Genomic DNA, 22,130 nt, shown 5'->3' with positions numbered 1-22,130 from the left:
AAGTGAAGCACTTACCTTTGTCCTTCGTTTCAATCAATTCCCACCCCTCTTTTTATGCAAATCAAAGAAGTAGTAATAGTGGCGGCGGTTCGTACGCCAATCGGCTCGTTTGGCGGTAGCTTAGCCTCATTGTCGGCTACCGAACTCGGCGCCATAGCCATAAAAGGCGCGCTCGAAAAAGCTGGCGTTGACCCAAGTGAGGTAGATCAGGTGATTATGGGCAACGTTATTTCGGCCAACTTGGGGCAGGCGCCCGCGCGGCAGGCGGCGCGTAAGGCTGGCTTGCCCGACACAGTGGAGTGCACCACCGTTAATAAGGTGTGCGCTTCGGGCACCAAGGCCATCATGTTTGGCGCACAGGCTATTATGCTGGGCCAGTCGGAAGTGGTGCTGGCGGGCGGCATGGAGAGCATGAGCAACGTGCCATATTATCTCGACAAGGCCCGTTTCGGGGCGAAGTATGGCCATGGCCAAATGATTGACGGTCTGGTGCGCGACGGTCTGTGGGACCCCTACCACGATTATGCTATGGGCAATGCGGCCGAAAATACAGCCAAGGAAATGGGTATCACCCGCGAAATGCAGGATGAATTTGCCATTGAATCCTATACCCGCAGTGCGAAGGCAGCCAAAGCTGGCAAGAAAAAAGATGAAATCGTGCCCGTAAGCGTCGAGAGCCGTGGCAAAATCACAGTAATTGAAGACGACGAAGAATACCTGAAAGTCGATTTCGCGAAGGTTCCTGGCCTGAAACCAGCCTTTTTGAAAGATGGAGGAACTGTGACAGCTGCCAATGCCTCTACTCTCAACGATGGCGCAGCAGCCGTACTGCTCATGAGCCGGGAGAAAGCCGAGGAGCTAGGTGTTACGCCCCTAGCCCGCATCAGAGGGTTTGCCGATGCCGAGCAAGCTCCCGAATGGTTTACAACTTCGCCAGCCCTAGCCATTCCCAAGGCGCTGAAACACGCTGGCTTAGAAGCCAAAGACGTTGATTTCTACGAAATCAATGAGGCTTTTTCAGTGGTATCGTTGGCCAACAACAAGCTGCTGAGCTTGGAAGGCACCAAGGTGAACGTGTACGGGGGTGCCGTTTCGTTGGGGCACCCGTTGGGAGCTTCTGGGGCACGCATTATTACCACCTTGGTGAACGTACTACACAATGAAGGTGGCAAGATTGGCGTTGCTGGAATATGCAATGGCGGTGGCGGTGCCAGCAGTATTGTAGTAGAAAAACTCTAGGATAGATTTTAGAAATAATATCATAGAGGCCGCTGGATTACAGAAAATGCATTGATACGTCGCATTTTCTGCGTTTTTGAGACGCTACTAACGGTTTTAGAAATAACATGAGAAGCTCCGGTCCTTTTTTGGGTCGGAGCTTTCTTATTGTTATTGTAGATTCAGTCAGGGCAGTGTGCGCCATGAGTTCTGCAGATTGAGTTCGATGATTTTCCTTTCGCGGACCTTCTGCCAGCCATAGCTTCCGCTGCTTCACATCCTCTACACCGTTATGGAAACTTCCGCTCCTGGCCAATCTATGGGCCTTTACCGCCCCGAGTTCGAGCACGATTCCTGCGGCACTGGCTTTGTTACCAGCATTCATGGCCGCCGCTCGCATCAAACTATTCCTGATGCGCTAACCATTCTGGAAAATATGGAGCACCGCGGCGCTTGCGGCTGCGACGCCGACTCTGGTGATGGGGCCGGCATTTTGCTCCAAATTCCGCATGAGTTCTTCATGGAAGAATGCTTAGCGCTGGATATTCACTTGCCCGAACCCGGCTACTATGGCGTGGGCATGGTCTTTCTGCCTAAGCGTATTGCTGCGAAAGCCTCCTGTCATAACCTTATTAATAAAGCCGCCGAGCGATTAGGCTTGCGCGTGCTAGGTTACCGCAAGGTGCCCGTCAATCAGAAAGGCATTGGTACGACCGCCCTAGCAGCCGAGCCCGACATGGAGCAGGTGTTTGTGGCCAAGCCCAATGGCTTAGCGGTAGGCGAAGATTTCGAGCGCAAATTGTTTGTCTTGCGCCGCTTGATTGCCAAAACTGCCAAAGAAACTCTTAAGGACGACGCGGGTGACTTTTACTTTGCTTCGCTCTCCAGCCGCGTTATCGTATACAAGGGCCAGCTGACCTCGTTGCAAGTGCGCGGCTACTTCCCCGATTTGTCGGACGAGCGGGTGAAATCGGCCTTTGGCATGGTGCATTCGCGCTTTTCCACTAATACATTCCCGTCGTGGAAGCTAGCGCAGCCATTTCGTATGCTGGCGCACAACGGCGAAATTAACACGCTCACTGGCAACTTAAACTGGTTTTATTCGGGACTACGCTCCTATGCTTCGCCGTACTTTACGGCCGAGGAAATGGAAATGCTGCTGCCTGTTATCGATGACGGTCAGTCGGATTCGGCTTGCCTCGACAACATCATTGAGGTACTGGTGCATTCGGGTCGTTCTTTGCCCCACGTCATGATGATGCTGGTGCCCGAAGCCTGGGACGGCAACGAGCAGATGGATCCGCTGAAGAAGGCTTTCTACGAGTTCCATGCCACATTTATGTCGCCCTGGGATGGCCCGGCGGCTCTCACCTTCACCGATGGCCGCATCATTGGGGCCATGCTGGACCGCAACGGCCTGCGCCCCCTGCGCTACGTCATCACCGACGATGGCCGCGTGATTATGGCCTCGGAAGCCGGTGTATTAGCTATTCCAGAGAAAACCGTGTTGCAGAAGGGCCGCTTGCAGCCCGGCAAGATGTTCTTGGTGGATACAGTAGCCGGTCAAATCATCACCGACGAGGAAATCAAAGCCGACCTTGCGGGCCGGCAGCCGTACGGACAGTGGCTGGAGAACTACAAAATCCGGCTAGAGGAGTTGCCAGAGCCCCGGCAGGTGTTCACGGACTTGGCCGCCGACTCGGTGTTCAAGTACCAGCAGGTGTTTGGCTACACGCGCGAGGACCTGGAAACCATCTTGAAGCCGATGGCGCTGGATGGCAAGGAGCCCGTAGGCTCGATGGGTACCGACGTGCCGCTGGCCGTGCTTTCCGATCAGCCCCAGCACATTGCCAGCTACTTCAAGCAGTTTTTTGCGCAGGTAACCAACCCGCCCATTGACCCGATCCGGGAGCGGCTGGTAATGAGCTTAGCTACGTTCATCGGCAACAACGGCAACACCTTCGACGAAAACAAAATGCACTGTCACTGCGTGGCTTTGCGGCAGCCAGTGCTTACCAACCACGAGCTGGAAAAGCTGCGCAGCATTGACACCGGGCACTTTCATGCAAAAACTCTACAAACTTATTTCAAGGCCGATGGGCAACCCGGCTCTTTGCAAAACGGCCTGGAGCGTCTTTGTCGCTACGCCGAAGATGCGGTGCACGACAAATTCGAGGTACTGATTTTATCGGACCGGGCCATTGACTCGGAGCACGCGCCTATTCCGTCGTTGCTGGCCGTGTCGGCGGTGCATCACCATCTGGTGAAGAAAGGGTTGCGCGGCGAAGTAGGACTGGTAGCAGAAGCAGGCGACGTATGGGAAGTGCACCACTTTGCTACGTTGCTGGCATTCGGCGCCACAGCCATCAACCCGTATCTGGCCTTGGCTAGCTTGCGCACCATGCTCGAAGCGGGTAAGCTGGAAACATCCCTGGATTACTACACGCTGACCAAGAATTACCTGAAGGCGGTGTGCGACGGATTGCTTAAGATCTTCTCGAAGATGGGCATTTCCACGTTGCAGTCGTATCACGGGGCGCAGGTGTTCGAGATTCTCGGCATCAACCAAAGCGTAGTGAACCGGTATTTCACCGGGGCCGTAACGCGCATAGGTGGCCTCGGGCTCGATGAACTGGCCCGTGAAACGCTGTACAAGCACTTCAAGGGTTTCGGCGACGAGAAAGCGGACGTTCCGCTGCTGCCGGAAGGCGGCCTCTACCAGTGGAAGCGCCGCGGCGAAGCACACTTGTTTAATCCGCAGACGGTACACCTGTTGCAATTAGCCACGCGCACCAACAACTACACCACTTATCAGCAGTATGCCAGCATTGTAAACGAACAGGCTGATAAGCTGTTCACGCTGCGGGGCTTGCTTGGCTTTGCCCGCCACCGCGAGCCAGTGCCGCTAGAGGAAGTAGAGCCAGCATCGGGCATCATGAAGCGCTTTGCCACGGGGGCCATGTCGTTTGGCTCGATTTCGCACGAGGCGCACAGCACGCTGGCTATTGCCATGAACCGCATCGGCGGCAAAAGCAACACCGGAGAAGGTGGCGAAGACCCGCTGCGCTACGAGAAAATGGCTAACGGTGACTCGATGCGCTCGGCCATCAAGCAAGTAGCTTCGGCCCGCTTCGGAGTAACGGCCAACTACCTCACCAATGCCGACGAGCTACAAATCAAGATGGCGCAGGGCGCTAAGCCCGGTGAAGGCGGCCAGTTGCCCGGCCACAAGGTAGACGAGTGGATTGCGCGCGTACGCCATGCCACGCCTGGTGTGGGCCTCATTTCGCCCCCACCCCACCACGACATCTATTCGATTGAGGATTTGGCGCAACTCATCTTCGACCTGAAAAACGCCAACCGCGCCGCCCGCATCAACGTGAAGCTGGTGAGCAAGGCAGGTGTCGGCACTATTGCGGCCGGGGTTGCCAAAGCCCACGCCGACGTGATTCTGATAGCCGGCTACGACGGTGGCACGGGTGCGTCGCCCCTTAGCTCAATCAAGCACGCCGGTTTGCCGTGGGAGCTTGGCCTGGCCGAAGCACACCAAACGCTGGTGCGCAACGGCTTGCGTAGCCGCGTGGTGCTGCAGACCGATGGGCAGCTGAAAACTGGTAAGGACTTGGCCGTTGCAGCGCTGCTTGGTGCCGAGGAATGGGGCGTAGCCACTGCTGCGCTGGTAGCTGGCGGCTGCATTATGATGCGCAAGTGCCACCTCAACACCTGCCCGGTGGGCGTAGCTACCCAGGATGCGGAACTGCGCAAGCTGTTCAGCGGGCAGCCCGAGCACATTGTGGCCCTTTTCCAGTTCTTGGCCGAAGACTTGCGCGAAATCATGGCGCAACTCGGCTTCCGGACGGTAAACGAAATGATAGGCAAGGCGCAATTCCTGAAAGTGCGCGAAGATTTGCTGCATTGGAAAGCCAAGCATGTTGATTTGAGCGGCATGTTGCACCCTGCTCCTTCGCCAGCCGGTACCACTGCCTACAACAGCGAAGGCCAAGACCACGGCCTAACCAACGTGCTGGACTGGAAGCTGCTAGAAGCTGCGCAACCTGCTCTCGAAGAAGCTACACCGGTTTTTGGCAACTTCGACGTTCAGAACACGGACCGTACTATTGGGGCGCTGCTCTCGAACGAGATATGCAAGCGCTACGGAGCACCTGGCCTGCCCGATAACACCATCAACTTCAATTTCCGTGGTTCGGCTGGCCAAAGCTTTGGGGCTTTCTCTGCCAACGGTCTAACCTTCAGTCTGGAAGGCGAAGCCAACGACTATGTTGGCAAAGGCCTCTCAGGGGCGCGCTTGGCCATCTTCCCTGCCGCTGACAGCCGCTTCGAGCCCGACCAGAATATCATCATCGGTAACGTAGCCCTATATGGAGCTACTTCCGGCGAGCTGTTTGTGCGCGGACAAGCCGGCGAGCGTTTCGCGGTACGGAACTCCGGTGCCACGGCCGTCGTGGAGGGCATAGGTGACCATGGCTGCGAATACATGACCGGTGGCCGTGCCCTCATCCTAGGCGAAACGGGCCGCAACTTCGCGGCCGGTATGAGCGGCGGTATTGCGTGGGTATATGACCCACACGGCACGTTCCCGGTGAACTGCAATCAGGAAATGGTGGACTTGGAAGGCTTGGAGGAAGAAGACGAGAAAGTTATCCGGACTTTGCTGCAGCGCCACGTGCAACTGACGCAGAGCCGCCGGGCCTCCTTCCTGCTCGACAACTGGGCTACCGAAGCCAGCAAATTCGTCAAAGTGTTCCCCATCGAATACAAGCGCGTGCTGCAAGCCGCGCAGAAGGTGGCGGTGCAATAACGCTACTACCGATAAGCTCATGAAGCGGCGCGAAGTGTCGTGCCGCTTCATTGAGAGGTCAGCATTACCAATCATAAAAACTTCCGCAAGCAGCAGACACCCCTTCTTGCGTCTGCTAACCTCAAAAACTACACGTCATGGGACACGTCACCGGCTTCAAACAATTCGACCGGGAGCTACCGGCCAAGGTGGCCCCGCAAGAGCGTATTAGTAACTACAAGGAGTTTGTGGGGCTCTACTCGCCCGAGCAGCTCAACCACCAAGCCGCGCGATGTATGGACTGCGGCGTGCCGTTTTGCCACTCGGGCTGCCCATTAGGCAACATCATTCCCGAGTTTAACGACGCGGTGTATCGGCAGGATTGGGAAGAAGCGTATCGCGTGCTGATTTCCACCAATAACTTCCCCGAATTCACCGGTCGGATTTGTCCGGCTCCCTGCGAATCGGCTTGCGTGCTGGGCATCAACCGGCCGCCTGTGGCTATCGAGGAAATCGAGAAGCACATCATTGAAACAGCGTTCCAGAAAGGTCTGGTCCGGCCTTCGGCTCCGCTGCTAAAGTCGGGTAAGACGGTGGCCGTGGTTGGCTCCGGGCCAGCGGGTTTGGCGGCCGCAGCGCAGCTCAACAAGGCGGGCCACACCGTCACGGTATTTGAGCGCGACGACATGCCGGGCGGGCTGCTACGCTACGGCATCCCCGATTTCAAGCTGGAAAAATGGGTGGTAGAACGCCGCATCAGTTTGATGGAAGAAGAAGGCGTAATCTTCCGTTGCAATACCGAAATCGGCAAGGACGTACCGGCCGATACGCTGCTTCGCGAATTCGACGCCGTAGTGCTGACGGGCGGCTCCACCATCCCGCGCGACTTGCCCCTCCCGGGCCGCGACTTACCGGGCATTCACTTCGCCATGGACTTCCTGAAGCAGCAAAACAAGCGCGTAAGCGCGCGTGCCGTAGAGCAGGAACCTATCATCGTGACTGGGCAGGACGTAATTGTGATTGGTGGTGGCGACACGGGTTCCGACTGCGTGGGCACCTCCAACCGGCAGGGTGCCGCTTCCGTCACGCAGTTCGAGTTGCTCGCTCAGCCACCCAAAGAGCGCACTGCGCACATGCCCTGGCCCAACTACCCGATGGTGCTTAAAACCACTTCCTCGCACGAGGAAGGTTGCCAGCGGTACTGGGGCATCAATACCAAAGAGTTTTTGAGCGACGGAAATGGCAACCTGCGGGCACTGCGCATCACCGACGTGACTTGGGAAACCGACGTGATGGGTCGTCCAATCAAGTTTCAGGAAATACAAGGCTCGGAGCGGGAAGTGCCATGTCAGCGTATTTTCCTGGCCATGGGTTTCCTGCATCCGCAAGCCAACGGCATGCTTGAGCAGCTTGGTGTGGCGCTAGATGGCCGCGGCAACGTGCAAGCCACCGAAAAAGCTTACCAGACCAGTGTGGCGCGCGTGTTTGCGGCTGGAGACATGCGGCGGGGTCAGTCGTTGGTGGTGTGGGCTATTTCAGAAGGCCGGGAAGCTGCTCGCCAAGTAGATAAGTTCTTGATGGGCAAAACCGTGTTGCCGACCAAGGATGCGGAGCCCATGTTCGCCTCGGTGTAGCGTCTCACGGCTAGTCTCCTCCAAGGATGGAGCTAGCCGATTCAGGGCCGGGGGCTCGGTTTGCGTCTCACGAATGGCTACCGCCAGAGTACTTATTTGATAGGCTTATCCACGAAGGCCCGTAGTTGAAAAGCTGCGGGCCTTTCGTATCCTAATGCTTACTGGTATAAGGGTAATTGTTTGTGAGGTACGAATTGAAAGGGAGGCACTGTATGAGTTTGCTCACTTACTCTGCACGGGTGGTTGGTGGTAGAAGCTACCTGTTGCCGTCTATGGCACGAAATCAGCTGTAGCTTGCCAATATGCACTTTGCCAAGTTTTCGTGCGTTCTTGTCCTTATGAAACGAATTACGCTTCTTCTGCTTCTGCTTTCCACCGCCGCTCATGCGCAAACGCTGCGACGCTTCACCACTTATTTCGACTCTACCAACACCCATAAGCGTGAAATCTACTCGGCTGTAGTGGCCGGCGACACGCTTATGGAAGGGCCGTACAAGCGTTTTTACTACTCCGGCAAATTAGAGGCGCAAACCCGCTACGCTGGCGGCAAGCGCGATTCTGCCTATGTCGAGTTTCACCCTAATGGCGGACGGCGGCTGGAAGTCACGTATGCTGATGGAATACGCCAAGGCCCGTTCAAAACCTACTACGATACCGGCAAACTGGCCCAAGAAGGCACCTACGAAAACGACCAGCCAACGGGCTTACTGCGCTATTTGTACCCTGATGGCCGCGTAAAGCTGGAAACTACGCTTACCAACGGGCAGCCAGCCGGAGCCGTAAAGGAACTGTATCCGTCGGGCAAGACCAAGGTGGAAATCACCTACCAAAACGGGCAAGCCAACGGTCCGGTGAAAACCTATTACGAAAATGGCCAGCTGCAAAGCGAGGCTACCTTCGCCAAAGGACTGCTGGCTGGTCCCTACACCACGTACTACGACAACGGCCAAAAGGAAACCGAAGTCCTGGCCGACAAATCCGGCAAAGGCACCTACCGCAGCTATTACCGCTCGGGCAAGCTGCGCACCGAAGGCACTTCCGTAGCCGGCAACTTTGCGGGTCGGGCCGTGAAGAACCCACTCGGCGACGACCTGACCAAGCAGGCCCGCAACCTAACCGGCGGTTCTTCTATGCTCGATGGGCCGGCTAAATCATATTATGAGAGTGGGGCCCTTAAGAGCCAGCAGACCTACCGCCAGGGAGTACTGATTGGCACGCAACAAGACTTCTACGAATCAGGCAAGCCAGAGCAGAAAATCGACTACGCCAACCAAGGTAAGGACCGCAAAATCACGATGTACTTCGAAGACGGCTTGCCGAAAGCCGAACAGCAGTACAAAAATGGGGTACCCGTAGGGCAATGGCGCACTTTTCACCCAGGCGGCAAGCAAGTAGCTAGCCAGGAAACGTATGTCAACGGGCGTTTGGCTGGTGAAAAACTGGCCTATTACCCTACCGGCACTATCCAAAGCAAAGTGCTCTACGAAAACGGCAAATCCACTGGTTTAGGCCAGGAGTTTTACGCCTCAGGTAAGTTGAAAGCTGAAACCACTTATGTAAAAGGCCTGAAAATGGGCAACTACCGGCAGTTGCGCGAAGACGGCACGCCTGAAGTCACGGGCTTTTACCGCAATGGCAAAGAATCAGGCACCTGGACGTATTTCGGCCCTGACGGCAAAACCGTGCAAGAGAAAAAGAACTTCCGCAACGGCCAGCAAGTAGCCGAAGGTGCCGCACCCGCCGGCAGAACCGCTCCAGCCCGCAAGCCCCCTGTTAAGCGGTAACAGGTTTATAAAGCTAGAACCGAATTGTAAAGGCTGTGCGGCCGCTTTCTTGAGTTTCCAGGCTGAAAGTGAAGTTGTGCTGTAAGAGTGTGTCGCGAATGAGGGTAAGGCCGATGCCCTGACCGTCGCGCTTGGTGCTGAAGAAGGGCGTAAACAAGCGGCGCTGCACGTCGGGCGGGATACCGGGCCCGTCGTTTTCGATGACGAGCTGCGGCGGATGCTGCTTGGTGCGCACCCACAGGTTGCCGCCCTCGCCAATAGCCTCAAGCGCATTCTTGCAGATGTTGAGCAACGCTTGTTCTAGCTGCTGACCGTCCAAATTGACCACCAACGAACCCGGCGCAAGGTCTTGGTGCCACCCTATGTGGCGGCGCTCGGCTTGCACGTGCAGCAGTCGCTCGGTGTGGCGCAGTAGCTCGTGTACATCCGTAGGCTGACACGTAGGGAGCGGCAAGCGCACAAGGTTGGCGAAGTTGGCCACGAAATTGGCGAGGTGCGTATTGCGGGCAATGGATACGTCCAGCGCTTCCGTGAAATCCGGCTGGTCGGCGGGGCTGAGTTGCGGGGCGTAGTGGTGGAAGCTTTGCAGAATGGAGTTGATGGCGCCGATAGAGTTGTTGATTTCGTGCGACATCATCCGAATCAGCGTGGAATAAGCCTGCTTTTCCTGCCGGATTAGGTCTTGCGTTAGCTCTTCCAGCACAATGAAGTGGCGCATGAACCCCCGATCCACAAAATGCGAGCGACTGGCCCGGTAGGTCTGAATACCCGACAGACGTACTACTTGGGGTTCGTGCTCGGTAATGTGGCCCAACGCAGCTCCCCAATCACCCGGCAAGTGGGCGGGTTTTTGGCCTAGCAAGCTGCCTACGGGCAGCCCAAGTATACGCTCTGCGGCGGGGTTCACCCCTTCGATATAACCATCGAAAGTGAGCAGCAGCACGCCAGCCGGCGACGCCTGAATCAAGCTTTCTAGCAAGAAGCTTTTCTCGTGCTGCGTAATACGCTCCTTGCGCAGCTCGTCTATCATGTGGTTGTACACGTCGATGAGTTGGTCCATCTCCCGCTGCCCTACGGGCACAAATTTCATCGAGAAATCCTTGGCGCGAATGGCTTCGGTACCGGCGGCTATCAGTTGAAACGGCCGCACAAAGCTCTTGTAGAGCTGCACCGTGAAAATAATACTGACGAGCAGCAACACCTCTAGCCCAACAAACAGCGGTGCATTGGTACGCATCACCTGTCCGGCCAACACAATCAATACGGCATGAATGATGGTGACGAACAGGATAAACTTGACGCGCAAGGACATAGAAGGGTGCTTATCTAAATATGGAAGGCTACGAAACTAGCTCCCCTCCTATTCCGCATCAAACGGAATGGCATATTTCTCTAAGCGCCGATACAGGGCGCCACGGCTCAGCCCCAGAGCTTTGGCTACCCGGCTGATATTGCCGCTGTAATGTTCGAGCGTGCGGCGTATCATTTCAGCTTCCAGTTCGTCGAGCGTCATGGTGCCGGGTTCGGGCAGCTCGCCGGGCTCAGCGGTGCGGACAGGAGCGCGCTGAAACTGGGCCTGGAAATCTTCGGGGCCAAGCTCGTCTTTGCCGCTAACCAACACGGCGCGCTCCACCAAGTTTTTCAGCTCCCGAATATTGCCCGGCAACGGCTGCTCTTGCAGCCAATGCTGCGCCCGCGCGCCTATTTTCAGAGCCGGCCGGTTGTAGGTGGCGCGCAGGCCATCCACAAAGTGCTGCACCAGCAATGGTATATCCTGCGGACGCTCGCGCAAAGCTGGCAAACGCACCGTAATGAGGTTGATGCGATAAAACAAGTCTTCGCGGAAGCGGCCCTGCTGCACCATTTCAGCGAGGTTGCGGTTGGTGGCGCAGATAACGCGGATATCGAGGCGGCGGGGTTTACTGTCGCCGAGCACTTCGTAGGTGCGGTCTTGTAGCACGCGCAGTAGCTTCACCTGGCTGCTAAGGTCCAACTCCCCTATTTCATCGAGGAAGATGGTGCCGCCGTTGGCTAGCTCGAAACGGCCGACCCGGTCGGTTTTGGCATCGGTAAAGGCCCCGCGGCGGTGCCCAAACATTTCACTCTCAAACAGCGAAGCCGAAATACCGCCGAGGTTCACTTTCACGAAGGGCTGGCGGCGGCGGTGGCTGTTGTGGTGCACCGCCTCGGCAATCAGCTCTTTGCCGGTGCCGCTCTCCCCTTCTATCAGTACCGAAGCATCGGTGGTAGCCACTTGCCCCACGTTGCGCAATACGTGCAGCAAGCGTGCATCCTGCCCTACTATGTTCTTGAAGTTGTACTGCTTGTCGAGTTGGCGGCGGCTGAGGGCAGCGGGGTCGGTTTCCGTTTCAACCTCGTGCAAGCTAAGGATGGTACGGATGGTTTGGAGCAGGGAATCGTTGTGCCAGGGCTTGGTTACAAATTCAGCCGCCCCGGCTTTCATTCCCTCCACGGCCAGCGTGATGGACCCCCAACCTGTAATTAGGATAACGGGAAGCTGCGGGGCCACTTGCTTTACTTGGGCCAGCAGTTGCAAACCGTCCTGGCCGCTGGTGTCAAGCGAGAAGTTCATGTCCATGAGCACCAGGCGGGGCGGCGTTTCCTGCACAATACGCAAGGCTTCCTCGGGCGTAGCTACGCTTTTCGCGGGGTATCCTGCCTGCTTCAGCAAGAGCCCCAGCGAGGTACGCACGGCCACATCGTCGTCGACAATCAGTATCATAGCTTAAAGGGCGAAGAACGCAGTTCGCACGGGGATTTGAAAGTAGATGAGACAGTAAATAGTGCTTTGCGCAACTGGTTGCGAACACGCAACCTGCAACTACTTACTCTTCCCGCAACGACACGGCGGGCTGAATTGCTGCCGCAATACGGCTAGGCTGCCAGGCACAAATAGCGGTGAGCGAAAAGATGAGCAGCGTAGCCACAATCATGGCCTGAAAATAAACGGTAGAGGCTACGCTGAACACGCCGAGCAAGGGAAACTGCATGGCCAGCACCAGCCCCACGACCACACCCAGCGTAGTAACAACGAGCATTTCGCCCAGGAACTGGCTGCCAATAGCATTTCCAGTTGCACCCAGCGCCCGCCGGATTCCTATTTCGGCTTTGCGCTGGTTGATATTGTACCACAGTACGCCAAACAAGCCCAGCGTCACGTTCAAAATCAAAAATCCGCATACCATGCCCAATGCGAGGAAGGGCGTGACCACTACTTTCAGCTTGGCCGTACGGTTCTGCTCGAGCGAGCTTACCGTCACCGACCACGTCTTGGTTACATTCGTGATTTCCTTGATCAGCTGTTGTTCCAGCACGGCCCCGCTGCCGGGCTGTACGCGCACCAACAGGACGGGAATCTCGTACGAAAATGACTTCGCAGCCACCTCATCCTCTAAAGGACGCCGCCGGAAACTAACAGGCACGTCTTCGGCAAAGTCGCTGCTTGCCCGGTATTTGTCTACCACACCTACCACCTGCCATTCGGTGGTACCCTTTTCGTCGGTAAATATCTTACCAACTGCCTTTTCGCCGGGGAACATAGCGTTTTTCATCGCCGAATTGATAACGAGCGGCTTCCGGGTGCTGGCGGCGTCGCGCCGGTCAAACCAGCGGCCTTCCACTACGTTTAGTTTCAGCACGTCCCGGAAATCGTCTTCGACATCGTAGTTATCAATTAACGGGCTTTGCTTGTGCTGGTAGTAGAGGTGGCCGTTCATGTTGCTAAACGAGAAGGGCGTATTGGAATTGGTTTTGGACACATTTACAACTCCCTTGCTTGCCTTCAGGCGCTGCACTACCAATTGCAGCTTCTGCCGATAAGCGATGGTGTCGGCGCCCGGATCTAGGTTGAGCTCCCACACATTCTGGTACTCGTACCCTAGTGGCTGGCGGTAGTTGTAGTAGTTGTACACCAGCATGCTGCTGACCACGAAGAGTACAAAGAAGGACAGCACTATTTCTGCAATCAGCAGGAAGTTGGACCGCTTACGGTTCCAGATCAAAGTAAACAGGTGACGTATCATGGCAGAGGAAAGGCTACGTAGATAATTAGTTGGTACCGCCCTTCAAGGCTTGTACTGGCTGCACCCTCGACATTTTGAAGGCCGGGTATACCCCCGATAGCACGCCAAAAAACACTGTTGCAAGCATGGCCCAGGCAAAGACGCGCAGATTGAGCGTGAACTGAGCGTAGGAAATGAAATTGGAGTCGCTGAGTAGCTGGAGCGCTACGAAGGCAAGCCCCAGCCCAAGCAGCCCGCCAAGGAGCGTGAGGAAAATGTTCTCGATCAGAAACTGGCCAATCAGGGTGCCATCCGTGGCACCAAACGCCTTGCGCACTCCTATTTCCGAGCTGCGTTCCATGATGCGGCTCAGGTTGATGTTCACCAAATTCAGGGCTGGCAGCAGCATAAACAGCAGAGCCAAGCCAAAAGCAAACACATAGAACTTGGTAAGATGATTTGATTCGTCGCTGCCGCGGCCCAGCAGTTGCCGCGTGATGGTAGCCATCAGGCCATCAGCGTGGGAATGAAGCTTGGTGATATCGGGGTTTGGGATGGACACGCGCTTGAGGATCTGCTGATACTCGGCATCCAGAGCGGCTATATCGGTACCCTCTGGGGCCAGCAGCGCGGCGTAGTAATCACCCTCAATCACTGGCTTTCTGATGTCGGCCTTGGAGGTGGTCATGGGTGCCCACACCTCCGCGTAGGAATTGTAGCGGATAATCCCAACATCACTCACGACGCCGATAACCCGAAACTTGCGCTGGTCCACTTCAATCTCCCTACCTACTACGCCCCGGGCTGTACCAAAATATTGCTTGGCCGTGGTTTCGGTGATGACAACCACGCGGTTTGCGTCGCGCAGATCGTTGGCGTTGTAGGGCTTGCCTTCGAGAAAGTTGAAGTTGAATATTTCCCAAAACACGTTGTCGGTGAAGCGAAGGTCGAATTCCAGCTTCGTATTGCCGACATAGCTAGGCGTGCCGTGAAACTGTGAAAACATGGCTATTTTTTCCGGGGTTTTCATAGCGCGCACGTACTTGTTGATGAAATACGGGCTAGGTGGGGTATTCATAGCGCCTCCATCCTTGAAGTCCTGCCTCGTAAACGAAATGAAGGCGATGCGCTCAATCTGCGACTCTGGTGCGTGGGCGCCTTTGAAGTGGTCGACCATGGCCACCACTACGAGCAGCACCATCAGCGTGAAGCTGATGCCAAACAGGCTAATGAACGTGAAGAACTTGCGGCGCAGCAAGACCTTCCAGGCAATTTTGAGGTAACTAAGCAACATGGCGTTATCGATGAGGAGTGAAGTATAAGGAAGGTGGCGCCGCCTCTTACCGGGCAACTTGGCCCTGGCTGACTGAGCTATAAAATGCTCTAAGGGCGCTTTAAAGCCTATTAGAGGCTGGCCATTCAGGTGCTAGGCATCAGGTTTCAACTACCAGAATTATCGGTTTCACGGACAAGCCAGAAGTCGAGGAGTCGCTTCGCGTGGGGCGTCTATCACACGTTGTGGAATAGTTGCTGCCGGGGGAAGAGGGACACCCAAGCATTGCATTCGGCTGGTTATTCACCTGAAAGCTCCGTTTCAGAAGGGCAGCCCAAGCAGTTTGCCCGGTTCGCAGTTCAACACAATCTGGGCTTAGAGAACGGTCGAACAAGGAACGGACAGCCAACAGCATTACAAGCGTAATACCAAGCACCGCGAGCAGCTTACAGCATTGCACAAGGTGCCAAATACTCTTTAGATAGCTAAGCAACATGAGCTGAGACATAGTCAAGGGTAGATACTGAAGATTGAAGCGCCGCCACCTGCCGCTGCAGCACGCCCCGGGCCTTGCTAAGCTGCGACTTGCTGGTGCCCTCCGTTATCCCAAGCAGATCGGCTACTTCCAGGTGGCTATAGCCTTCCAGCGCGTAGAGGTTGAACACCGCCCGGTAGCCAGCCGGCAACTCCTGCACCAGCCGCAGCAAGTCGGCGGCTTGCAGTTCCACATCGGCAGCAGGCAAATCGGTGGCGAGGTGGTCGGTAGAGCAGTCTTCGATGCTGAGCGTAAGCGACTCCCCGCTGCGAAGGAAAGTCAAAGCTTCGTTTACCATGATGCGGCGCACCCATCCTTCCAGGCTGCCCTTGCCTTCAAACTGGCCGAGGCTGTGGAACACCTTCACAAAACCACGAATCAGCACATCCTCGGCATCAAACTCGTGGCGCACATAGCGCAAGCACAAAGCCAGCATTTTGGGCGCGAAGCGCCGATAGAGCTGCTCCTGCGCCGCCGCACTACCCCGGCGGCAAGCAGCCACCAAGTCGGCATCGGGCAGTGGAAGGGAAAGCGTTTTCATTTTATTACTGCTTTTAGCGTAGGGTGCAGAGCTGGTTAGCTGCTTTGGCGCAAGGCGGTTAGCTCCGGGCCAACCTAGTTGACTTGGCTGCCGTCGAAGAAGCGGATGAGCCGTTCGGTGCGGCGAGCCTGCTGCTCGTCGTGGGTTACCATCACGATGGTGGTGCCTTCCTGCCGATTCAGATCCAGCAGCAGGTCCATGATTTCCTCGCCCATTACCGAATCGAGGTTGCCTGTTGGTTCGTCGGCCAAGATGATTTCGGGCCGGCCAGCCAGGGCGCGGGCAATAGCCACCCGCTGGCGCTGCCCACCCGACAGCTGACTTGGGAAGTGGTTGGTGCGGGCGCTCAGCCCCACTTTGTCGAGGGCCGCGTAGGCTCGCTGGCGCCGTTCTTTGCCACCTACGCCGGGCCGGTACAGCAAGGGCAGCTCCACGTTGTCTAGCACCGATAGGTCGTTGATGAGGTGGTAGCTCTGGAAAACGAACCCGATTTTCTGGTTGCGCAACGAAGCCAGCTCTTTGTCGGAATACGAATGCACTGGCCGGCCATCCAGTTCGATTACTCCGCTAGTTGGCTCGTCGAGCAAGCCGATGATGCTCAGTAGCGTCGACTTGCCGCAGCCCGACGGCCCCATAATCGACACGAACTCGCCCTTGTTAATGGTCAGGTTCACGCGGTTCAAAGCCACTGTTTCAATGGTTTTGGTTTGGTAGACTTTCTCGATGTCGCGCAGCTGAATAACGGGCTGGCTAGCAGCAGCAACTGCACCGGTGGAAGCTTGAGGCCGGGCGGCCGATTGGGAGAGAATGTTTTCCATGAGATATAACGAGCGTTAGGAAGGATGGCGAAAGAAGTTGTCCGAATTCGAGCAGTATTGCCCTAGGTTCATAGTAGTATAGCCAAGCGCCGTGCCATTATTATAAATAACTTATTTACAGTTATTTATATAGCATACAGAAAAGTTAGCAGATATAAAATATGTCCGTTTTCGGACAGAGTGTTCGATAATGCATTGGGAGTGGACATAAGAGTTTATCCTATACACCAGTCATGTTGAGTGGAGCCGAGGCACACTCTTTTTGCTTGCAGCAACTTTGCCAGCACCGCTTTGCTACTATCCTGCCGGAGCAGCCCGCTAAAAGCCAAACCGCGTCGTAGGCTGGTGCTACGGCGCGGTTTAACTTAGTTGAAGGCTATAGAAGTGTCAGGCTTCCTGCTCCCTACTTTGCTGCCAACGGTATTTGTCGTTCGAAATCATAGAGAGTGAGCGCACGCAGGCGGTAGTGCGCCACCCAAGCGGCGCGCAGGGCTAGAATGTAAGTACGGCGGGCCTGATCTTTTTCGGCGGAAGCAATAGTAAGGTCGGTGAGGCTGATGCGGCCTACTTTATAGGTGGCCTGCGCAATATTGTAGCGTTGCTGAGCCAGCGAATCGGCATGGCTGGCCAGGGCTAGCTGCTCGCTCAGCGTATTGATTTGGGTGGCCTGCACCTGCACGCTCTGCTCTAAGCTAAGCTCTTCCTGCGCAACATCGTTCTGCACTTGGCGGCGGGTTAGCTCCGCCGTTTTTATAACGGACCGCTGCTTGCCCCAGTCCACGAGCGGCAGCGAGAAAGTGAGTTGCACCTGTTGCTGGTTTTGCAAGGCCGCGTACGTATCCCAAAGGTTACTGGCCTGGTTTACGTAGCCCAGGTTGGCCGACAGCGTGGCTTGAAAACCTGTAGTACCGCGGGCCAAGGCCACTTCTCGCTCTGCCTGTAGCAGCCGGCGGCGGAAGCCAAGCACCACGCTTCGGTTTTGGCGGGCCTGGGCTAGCGCCAATTCGGCAGGCACCACCAAGCGCGGTGCCGCAACGGGCACGGCAAGTTGCAGGGTTTCTGCCCGCAAGCCTGTGTAGCTCTGCAAGCTTACGGCCGCGTTCTGGGCATCGAGTTGGCCTTGCGCCATGGCTTGGCGGGCATTCAGCAGGTTCAGTTCCAGCCGCAGCAAGTCGCTTTGCGAGAGGTAGCCTAGCTGGTGGCGCTCCTTGCCGAGCCGCAACAGTTCCTCGTTGGCACGCACGTTTTGGCTGGCTACTTGAGCATTCACTTGCTGTTGCAGTACATCAAAATATAGTTCTGTAATGCGCTGCGCTATGCCTTCGCGCTCCTCCACGTATACCCGCTGGCTTTCCTGGTAGCGCAAAGGCTCAATGCGGTTGGCCCAACGCAAGCTGTTGAACTTACCAAGTGGCTGCGTCAGCCCAATGCTAACGGGCTGATTGTTGTAGCGCTTCAAGCGGCCATTGAAATCATCGAAACGCTGCACTTCGGAGGCGACAAATACTTGGCCACCCGTCAGGCCAATGTTCTGGCTTACCGTCATGGCCAAGTTAGAATTGTTGATGCGTACGGCCCGGAAGTCAGTGGTACCATCGGGCTGCACTACGGGCGTAACGGCACGGCTGAAATCTGGCAAAGTACCTTGCAAGCCTAGCTGCGGTTTGTAGTTGGCCTGGTAAGTGCGCCACTGCCAGTAGCTTTGGTCGCGGGTGGTTTGGGTTTGCTTGGCCACCGCCGACTGGTTTAGCGCCAGTTCTATAACTTCATCCAGTGTCTTCGTGGTGGTTGGGACTTGGGCCGCGGCACTCCCCCCGGCCAGCAACAGAAATGTAAGTATCCGTTTCATGAGCCGCTTAGTCGTTGAGGGTGAATTCGGGAGTGTCGAGGTAGTCCTTCATGTCGGACACCACTATTTCTTCGCCGGCTCGCAGGCCACTTTTCACTTCCACGAAGTCGAAATTGCTGTCGCCAAACTGCACCGTACGCCGTAGTAGCTTGCCGTCGCGCACCACGAATACCGGCTGCTCTTTGCCGCCTTGGTAGAAGGGACCGTTCTTAACTCGCACTACATTATGATGCGCCTTGGTCACCACGAATACATCGGCCCGCAAGTTGGAACGCAGCCCCGGATGGTGGTCTTTCACCAACGAGGCATAGAAAGAAACCACGCCTTTGTCCACGGCCGGACTAATGGTGCTGATGGTGCCGCGCAGGTCGGTATCATTGATGCGAACCACTACTGGGTCGCCGAGGTGGAGGGCATCGGCGTAATTATCGGAAATGGTGGCGCGCACTCGAAACCGGCTCAGGTCGGCTATCCGCGCTAGGGCGTCGCCGGCCTGCACGGTGGTACCCAGGTCTTCATTCACCCACGTAAGCACGCCTGCTTGTTGGCTGCTGATGTTGGCTTGCGCAAGTTTGCTGGCGAGTTCCGCAATGCTACGGTCCTGAATCTGCATGGTGAAGCCTAATTCCCGCACATCCGCGGCATTGGCGGCTCGCTGGTTGCGGATTTGCTCTCCTAGGCGCTGTAGTTCTAGCTGCGCAACTTTCAAGTTTAGCTCGGCCTGACGCACGCTTTCGGAGGTGCCACCTCCAATCTTTAGCAGATATTGCTCGTCGCGCAGCGTCGACTGCAGGCTACGGACTTTCACCTGCTGTACCTGTTCCTGGGAGCGAAGGTCGTTTAGGGCCTTTTCCAGGGTTAGTTGTAGCTGGCTGTTCTTGATGCGGTTTTGCTGCTGCTCGTCTTGGAGCTTGGCTAGCGCTGAAGTGGTCAGTTCCTTGTCCAGTTCCAGGATAGTTTGGCCGGGTTGCACCTTGCTGCCCACGGCCACAGCTACCCGCCGAATAGTGCTTTGGATGGGACTGGTAATCACAGCTTCGTAAGCCGGAATAATGAGCCCCGAGGCGGTGAGGGCCGCTTCCACATCCCCAGTCTCGGTGGTAGCGGTAAGGATGGCGCTGCGCTTTAGACTTGGCTTTAGGGCTCCCCGAAAAGCCAGCAGCCCCGCTACCAACAAAAAGACTATGCCGCTTCCGATAAACCAGTTGCGACGTTGGCGGCGCTGTAAAGTAGAAGTTGAAATTGCTCTGTCCATTTTCGTACAGGAGAGGAAAGGTTTCCTCTTCTGTCAGCCAAGGGATGTGCCATTATTACAAAGTTTTCATTTTCAATGCTTTGCAATCAGTCTTACCTTTGTAGCAATCAAGAAACATGTCCATTTATGGACAGAGTGTTCGAAAGTGAAAAGCTGGAAAACAACAAAGCCCAGTCACCTAAGTGACCGGGCTTTGTTGTTTATGTAGTTAGTAAGCTTACTAAGAACCTAGCCGAAGCTTGGCTACTCGCTTACTTAGGCTACCGCTGGTTACGAATGGTAAACTGGTTGAAGGCCACAGTAGAAGTAGCAGGACCTTGTGCCAACAAGCCCACCCGGATACCCCGGTCCCAAGGTGGCAGATACGTACCGTTGAGCGCGAAGCTGTCGAGTACAACCGGCTGCCAAGAGCTACCGTCCACGTTGTAAGTGAAGCGGAAGCGCTGGCCGCCCCACGACTCCAGACGCAGATTGACGGTTTTGCCGGTTGGCAGATCAATCTTGGTGATGCTTTCGTGCTTACCACCTTTCACCGACCACACTTGCAGCGTACCGTCACCAACTACCAGAGCCAAGGCGTTGTTTGGGTCACCAATGGCCGATAGACCAGCGAAAGTAGCAGGCTCAAGTGAGCTTAGCTCCACGGCGGTAGTTACCTTATAAGTGGCCGTAAATGTGCGCTGTGCAACAATAGAACCCATGCCGGTTGGGCTAGCGGTGAGCAGCAGTTGCCCGTCGCTCACGCCTACTTCAGGCTCACGCCCGATTGGCCACTGCCAAGTACCTGCTAAGCAGTTACCCTCGAAGTTGTCGGTTACGTTCAGGATGCTTACGTCGTGCAACGGGGCTGCCTGTGGGCTTTTGCCTTCAAACTCAGGCCAGCCTTCCTCGTTCCAAGTGAACTCGCTCAAGATACCTTGCCGACCCACAAACTCGTGGCTCTGCACATGGTACGCGTGGTGCAGCAAGAACCAGCGGCCTTCGAACTCGGCTACCGTACCGTGCCCGGGGCACTTCCAAGTGGTGTTCTTCTTGAGAATCGGGTTTTCAGGGCACTTCTCCCAAGGGCCTAGCAGGCTTTCGGCACGAGCCACGCCGGTAGCATAGGTGCAGCACTTACCGCAGCAGCCATTGCCAGCATAGAACATGTAGAAGTAATTGTTGTGGCGCACAATGGCAGAGCCTTCTACCAAGCAGCCTTCCCACGGAGCGTCGTTGCGGAACAACTCCACTTTCTTACCCACTAGCTTGGTGTGCGTGGCGTTGATACGCTGCGCCCAGATCGGGGTAGGCTTCTTGTATGCGTTACCGTCTTCTTTCCACACCAAGTACAAGTCGCCCTTCTCGTCGCGCATCGGGAAGCCGTCGATGGAGCCGTACCGCTGCGCTACTAATGGGCCGTGGTCGGTATAAGGGCCGGCTGGATCGTCGGCGCTGGCTACACCTATAGCCAACGGGCCGCCTTTCTTGCGGGCAGTATAATAAACGTATGTTTTGCCGTTCTCGTGAAAAATCTCGGGAGCCCAAAAGTTGGCTTCCGTCCACTCTGGCAGCGAATCATTGGTTGGAAAAACGTGGCTAACTAGCTGCCAGTCCACCAAATTGGTGGATTTGAAGAGTGGGAATACGGGTCCCCACTCCGCCGAAGTGGCGCTAGCCCAATAGGTATCCCCAATTTTGGCAATAGTCGGGTCGGGAAAATCACCGGGCAATACAACGTTGGCGTAGGAAGTAACGGGCGCTGTTTCAACAGCAGGCGCCGCACTAATGGCCGTGTTGGTAGCGGTAACGGGCGCACAATCCGTTGAAAGAGAAGTGGCAGGCGTTACGATCTGAGCTGGTGTTTCTACTTCGAAAGACACAACAGAAGAGAACAAAGAGTGAAAAGAGAGAGAAGTGCTAGGCAGCAATGAAAGAATAAGCCGCTAGAGTAGTTCGCAGCCAGATCTTTATGAAATAGTCGGGGTGTTATGCTAACCCAACGGTCGGGGTCCACACAAGTTCGAGAGCGGGAGTTAACAGAGAAATACCGTTGGGAAGAGCTAGAACTAGAAATTCATTGACGCTGGTAAAGGCATTCCAGTTGATTTCAGTTCCCTGAAAAGATCTATCTGTTGTAAGATTCATAAAGTTAGATTTTTCCAGAGTTCTTAATACACATCATCAACTTCCGCGCTTCTGTTTCCAACAACACTGTTTCGTAATTCAAAGGTAAACATTTACCTAGAATACCCTAACAGCACGCAAGGGCAGCATTTTTATCTTTCAACCTCACAGTTACCTTTACCTACATATTTCGGGCCAATCCATAGCAGATTCAATAACTCTGCTTATAAAAAATTATAAATTTACCTATATTTTGAAGCTTCGAGCCTCGATTGACTTAGAAGCTCATGCGTGGGA

At 55.6% G+C, this 22,130-nt stretch carries 13 protein-coding genes; 4 read left to right on the top strand and 9 right to left on the bottom strand.

The features are described 5' to 3' along the window. Window positions 1-54: 54 nt before the first annotated feature. The 4 genes from P1X16_RS07280 (at window position 55) to P1X16_RS07265 (ending at window position 9,434) form a co-directional block, all read left to right on the top strand. Window positions 55-1,239, top strand: a complete 1,185-nt coding sequence (locus P1X16_RS07280) for an acetyl-CoA C-acyltransferase (protein ID WP_277227287.1) — start codon at window positions 55-57, stop codon at window positions 1,237-1,239. Window positions 1,240-1,510: 271 nt separating this feature from the next. Next, a complete protein-coding gene (gene gltB, locus P1X16_RS07275; RefSeq protein ID WP_277227286.1) occupies window positions 1,511-6,037 on the top strand; it encodes a glutamate synthase large subunit in 4,527 nt (1,508 codons plus the stop codon). Window positions 6,038-6,174: 137 nt separating this feature from the next. Next, window positions 6,175-7,650: a glutamate synthase subunit beta gene (locus P1X16_RS07270; protein ID WP_277227285.1), complete on the top strand. Its 1,476-nt coding sequence runs from the start codon at window positions 6,175-6,177 to the stop codon at window positions 7,648-7,650. Window positions 7,651-7,988: 338 nt separating this feature from the next. Then, complete coding sequence (locus P1X16_RS07265; protein WP_277227284.1) at window positions 7,989-9,434, top strand: toxin-antitoxin system YwqK family antitoxin; 1,446 nt, start codon at window positions 7,989-7,991, stop codon at window positions 9,432-9,434. A 13-nt stretch (window positions 9,435-9,447) separates the two neighbouring features. Here the strand turns inward: P1X16_RS07265 and P1X16_RS07260 are convergent, their stop codons facing one another. The 9 genes from P1X16_RS07260 to P1X16_RS07220 all read right to left on the bottom strand — a co-directional run bounded on the left by P1X16_RS07260 (window position 9,448) and on the right by P1X16_RS07220 (window position 21,589). Then, the gene (locus tag P1X16_RS07260; protein ID WP_277227283.1) at window positions 9,448-10,746 is read right to left on the bottom strand and encodes an ATP-binding protein; all 1,299 of its coding nucleotides are present in this window, start codon (window positions 10,744-10,746) and stop codon (window positions 9,448-9,450) included. Window positions 10,747-10,794: 48 nt separating this feature from the next. Next, entirely contained in the window at window positions 10,795-12,177 is a 1,383-nt protein-coding gene (locus P1X16_RS07255; RefSeq protein ID WP_277227282.1) for a sigma-54 dependent transcriptional regulator, read from the bottom strand. A 103-nt stretch (window positions 12,178-12,280) separates the two neighbouring features. After that, window positions 12,281-13,477 (bottom strand): FtsX-like permease family protein, encoded by a 1,197-nt coding sequence (locus tag P1X16_RS07250; RefSeq protein ID WP_277227281.1) that lies wholly within the window; start codon window positions 13,475-13,477, stop codon window positions 12,281-12,283. 25 nt (window positions 13,478-13,502) lie between these two features. Then, the gene (locus P1X16_RS07245; protein ID WP_277227280.1) at window positions 13,503-14,750 is read right to left on the bottom strand and encodes an ABC transporter permease; all 1,248 of its coding nucleotides are present in this window, start codon (window positions 14,748-14,750) and stop codon (window positions 13,503-13,505) included. 464 nt (window positions 14,751-15,214) lie between these two features. Then, a complete protein-coding gene (locus P1X16_RS07240; protein WP_277227279.1) occupies window positions 15,215-15,805 on the bottom strand; it encodes a sigma-70 family RNA polymerase sigma factor in 591 nt (196 codons plus the stop codon). A 74-nt stretch (window positions 15,806-15,879) separates the two neighbouring features. After that, window positions 15,880-16,623 (bottom strand): ABC transporter ATP-binding protein, encoded by a 744-nt coding sequence (locus P1X16_RS07235; RefSeq protein ID WP_277227278.1) that lies wholly within the window; start codon window positions 16,621-16,623, stop codon window positions 15,880-15,882. 403 nt (window positions 16,624-17,026) lie between these two features. Continuing rightward, on the bottom strand, window positions 17,027-18,472 hold the full coding sequence (locus P1X16_RS07230) for a TolC family protein (protein WP_277227277.1): 1,446 nt from the start codon (window positions 18,470-18,472) through the stop codon (window positions 17,027-17,029). 7 nt (window positions 18,473-18,479) lie between these two features. Continuing rightward, window positions 18,480-19,727, bottom strand: coding sequence for an efflux RND transporter periplasmic adaptor subunit (locus P1X16_RS07225; protein ID WP_277227276.1), 1,248 nt, complete (start codon window positions 19,725-19,727; stop codon window positions 18,480-18,482). Between the two features lie 260 nt (window positions 19,728-19,987). Continuing rightward, window positions 19,988-21,589: a family 43 glycosylhydrolase gene (locus P1X16_RS07220; protein WP_277227275.1), complete on the bottom strand. Its 1,602-nt coding sequence runs from the start codon at window positions 21,587-21,589 to the stop codon at window positions 19,988-19,990. Window positions 21,590-22,130: the final 541 nt, after the last annotated feature.

It is taken from the genome of Hymenobacter sp. YC55 (assembly GCF_029433095.1).
Taxonomy (GTDB): Bacteria; Bacteroidota; Bacteroidia; order Cytophagales; family Hymenobacteraceae; genus Hymenobacter.
This window is presented reverse-complemented; position numbering and strand designations above follow the sequence as displayed.